Source organism: Klebsiella sp. EMBS2024 (assembly GCF_036233805.1).
Classification (GTDB): Bacteria; Pseudomonadota; Gammaproteobacteria; order Enterobacterales; family Enterobacteriaceae; genus Klebsiella; species Klebsiella pneumoniae.
This window is the reverse complement of the sequence record NZ_JAZARW010000001.1, coordinates 1,847,614-1,851,158: the sequence shown is the minus strand read 5'-3', so window position 1 is coordinate 1,851,158 and position 3,545 is coordinate 1,847,614. Positions and strand designations below refer to the sequence as shown.

The 3,545-nt window shown below is 57.2% G+C and carries 3 protein-coding genes; all 3 read left to right on the top strand.

Translation table 11 applies throughout. The features are described 5' to 3' along the window. Positions 1 to 217 precede the first annotated feature (217 nt). Positions 218 to 781: a fimbrial protein gene (locus VZP09_RS08385; protein WP_004143457.1), complete on the top strand. Its 564-nt coding sequence runs from the start codon at positions 218 to 220 to the stop codon at positions 779 to 781. Between the two features lie 77 nt (positions 782 to 858). Next, positions 859 to 1,554, top strand: a complete 696-nt coding sequence (locus VZP09_RS08380; RefSeq protein ID WP_023158394.1) for a fimbrial biogenesis chaperone — start codon at positions 859 to 861, stop codon at positions 1,552 to 1,554. A gap of 15 nt (positions 1,555 to 1,569) precedes the next feature. Continuing rightward, on the top strand, positions 1,570 to 3,545 hold a 1,976-nt coding region (locus VZP09_RS08375), incomplete at its 3' end, for a fimbria/pilus outer membrane usher protein (protein ID WP_328795042.1).

The following is a 3,545-nucleotide window of genomic DNA, read 5'->3' as shown; positions in this document are numbered from 1 at the left end:
AATATTTAATGAGATTATACTTGCACCAAAAAGTAAATAATGTTACAGCTTAACACATCTTATCAATGGGCCTTTACGATGTTCTCCGTATAATCCCGCCCCCGACGGTAATATACATTAGCGATGCTTACCGTTTTTTTGTGAACAGAAATAAAAAACATGCTTTAAAAATGTTAAACGCTTTTGTTAACTTGTGATTATTTAATAAGGTTTGAGTATGAAAGAAAAAGGCACCCTGCTGGTTGTTGGTTCACTGCTGGCCTTAAGTCTGGCTACTGTGACCACCGCCCGCGCGGCGGGTACACTGAATTTCACCGGTAAAATTATTAACGAGTCCTGCCAGATCGCCAATAACGGTGGCGATGTTAATGTCGATTTTGGCAACGTCGATATGTCGGCGCTGAAATCCCATGAAGCGAAAACCGCAGAAACGCCGTTCACTATCAACCTCACCGGTTGCCCACTGGCGCAGAACATCAGTATCAGCCTGGAAGGTACTCCGGACACCAACGCTAACGGCACCAGCGCCGCCGTGCTGGCGCTCTCCGACGCCGCGGATACCGCCAAAGGGGTGGGCATTGAAGTCTTCTCTTCCCCTGACGGCTCAACGGAAGGCACTCAGCTGACCTTTGACAAGCAGAGCAAAACGGCGGTTTCGCAAGCCGACGAAAACGGTGATATTGCATTTAACTTTATTGCCGATCTGAAGAGCGATTCCTCACAGGATGTCACCGCCGGCAATATTAATGCCACGGCCAATATTGATATTGTGTACGAATAGAATGTCCTGATTGCCACTTTTCCAAGGGCAGCGTCCCCCTGCCCTTATTCTCATTCCTCGTGACCGGATCCTCAATTATGCAGTGTTATAAAGCGGCTTTTATCCTGAGCCTTCTCTTTTGCCCGTTCCTGGCGTCTGCCGCCGGGGTTGCCATTGCCGGCACTCGTGTCATTTATAATGAACAAAGCCATGAGGCAGACATCACGGTAAAAAACACCAATCCTCACGATCCGGTGCTTATTCAGAGCTGGGTAGACGATCTGGCTGATAATAAGAAATCACCGTTTATCGTCACCCCGCCATTGTTCCGTCTGGATGCCGGAGACAGCAACGATCTGCGCGTCCTATTAACCTCGGCGCAACTGCCAAACGATCGGGAAAGTTTGTTCACCCTGAATATCAAAGTGATCCCTGCCAATACCGCGCCGGCTGGCGAGAACATTCTGCAATTTGCTATAAAGAATCAACTGAAGCTCATTTATCGCCCGGCAGGGCTCCCTGGCTCGGCGCTCAACGCGGCGCAGCACCTGCGCTGGCGGGTCAGCGGCAACCACCTGCAGGCGGAGAATGCCTCCCCCTATTATGTGACTATCACCACGCTCACCTGCGCGGGCCAGAACCAGAAAACGCCGCTTGAGCGCAGCGTGATTGCTCCTCACAGCCGTGAAGATTATGCCCTCCCCGGCGAGGCCTGCGCCCGCGAGGTGAGCTGGCGCATTCTGGATGACTTTGGCGCTGTGCAGACGTTTAGCGCCCCCGTTTCGGCGCACTAAGCGTCTGATGTCGCGATGCGCCACGGCCCGGCTCATACCGTTACCGTCGTCAGCCTCTCCATCCTGCTGGGCGGACAGAGCGCGCTCTTGCACGCCCAGGCGACCTTTAATATGGATCTGCTGGAGAAAAACGACCATTTGCCGGCAGTGGATCTGCAACGCTTCAATCAGCAGGCGGGCCAGCCGCCAGGCGACTATCCGGTGAGCTGGCAGGTCAACGGCGTCACGCTGGACGCCCGTAAGACCGTCACGTTTCGCCAGAACGATCGCGGACAGCTCACGCCCTGCCTTAAGCCGGAAGATCTGCTGCAGGCCGGAGTTAACCCGGCCGTGCTGTCCCAGGCGCCCGGCGCAACGTCCCGCTCATGTCCCGAACTCAACGCACTGCTGCCGGGCAGCACGGTCAATTTCGATTTTGCTCATCAGCGGCTGGTAATGACCATTCCTCAGGCGCTGATGACGCACCGGGCGAGGGATAATGTTCCCTCTGCGCTGTGGGACGAAGGTATTAGCGCCTTTCAGAGTAACTATCGTTATTCAGGCGCCAGCCAGCGTACCCGCGAGGGCAGCACCGAGCGCGATAACTATCTGATGTTGAAAAGCGGCGTGAACGTCGGCGCCTGGCGCCTGCGCGCCAGCAATAGCCTGACCGCCAACAGCGATGATAAGCCCCAGTGGGCGACCAGCGGCGCCTGGCTTGAGCGCGACCTGACGCGCTGGCAGAGTGAACTGACCCTCGGGGATACCTTCACGTCGGGCGATGTGTTTGACGCGGTACAGTTTCAGGGAATATCCCTCGCCTCCAGCGATGCAATGCTCCCGGACTCGCAGAAAGGTTTTGCCCCGACCATCCGCGGGATTGCCAGAACCAACGCCCAGGTCACGGTTCGGCAAAATGGCTACGTGCTGTATCAAACCTACGTCACCCCCGGCGCGTTCGTGATTGACGATCTTTATCCCACCGCCAGCAGCGGCAATCTTGAGGTTGCCGTCAAAGAGTCGGATGGCGAAATCCGCCGCTTCACCCAGCCGTATGCTTCGGTGACCAGCATGCAGCGCGAAGGCAGCCTGAAATACAACCTGGTCGCCGGGCGCTACCATAGCGACGATGCCAGCCAGCGGCCGTTGATGATGCAGCTGTCGCTGATGCGCGGGTTCGCCCATAACCTGACGCTGTTTGGCGGACTGCAGAGCGCGGCGCAATACCATAACCTCTCGCTCGGCGCAGGACAGGGGTTGGGAGAAGCCGGGGCGCTCTCGCTGCAGCTGTTAAACGCCCGCGACCGGCACCAGCAGGATCCGATCGATGGCCGGGCCTGGCAGCTCCAGTACAGCAAAGGTTTTGATCGTCTTGGCACGCAGTTCACCTTCACCGGCTGGCGTTATTCGCATCAGCGCTATGCCACGCTGAGCGAGGCGTTTTCCAGCCCGGGTAGCGAAGACGACCTGCAGGATAGCGACAACAAAAAAGCAACCCTGCAAATCACCGCCAGCCAGAGCCTGCCGTACGATATCACCCTCTATCTGAGTCTCGACCAGGACAGCTACTGGTCAGGGGGCGCCTCACAGCGTACCGCCAATATGGGGATCAGCAGCCAGGTTCACGGTATCGCGTGGTCGCTCAGCTACAGCGGCTCCCGCAGCAGCCACGGTGACGAGGAGGATGACGAGCCGCATTCCGACAAAGTGGTGACATTGTCACTTTCCGTGCCGTTGAGCCACCTGCTGCCGGGGAGCTATGCCGGCTATACCCTGACCTCCTCCCGCCACAGCGTTGGCAGTCAGATGGTCAGCCTCAACGGCACATTGCTGGACAATCACGCGCTTAGCTACGCCGTCAGCCAAACCCGCGATCGGCAAAACGGGTCCAGCGGCAGCCTGACGGCCGGGTACAGCAGTGGAAGAGGCGATCTGAATCTCGGCTACAGCCACGATTCGCAGGCCGCTCGTCTGAACTACGGCGCCAGCGGGGGCATTCTGATTCACCGCCA

What these genes read in the sequence shown, in the direction of transcription:
- VZP09_RS08385 (WP_004143457.1), top strand. Translation starts at nt 218, where the DNA reads ATGAAAGAAAAAGGCACCCTGCTGGTTGTTGGTTCACTGCTGGCCTTA.
- VZP09_RS08380 (WP_023158394.1), top strand. Translation starts at nt 859, where the DNA reads ATGCAGTGTTATAAAGCGGCTTTTATCCTGAGCCTTCTCTTTTGCCCG.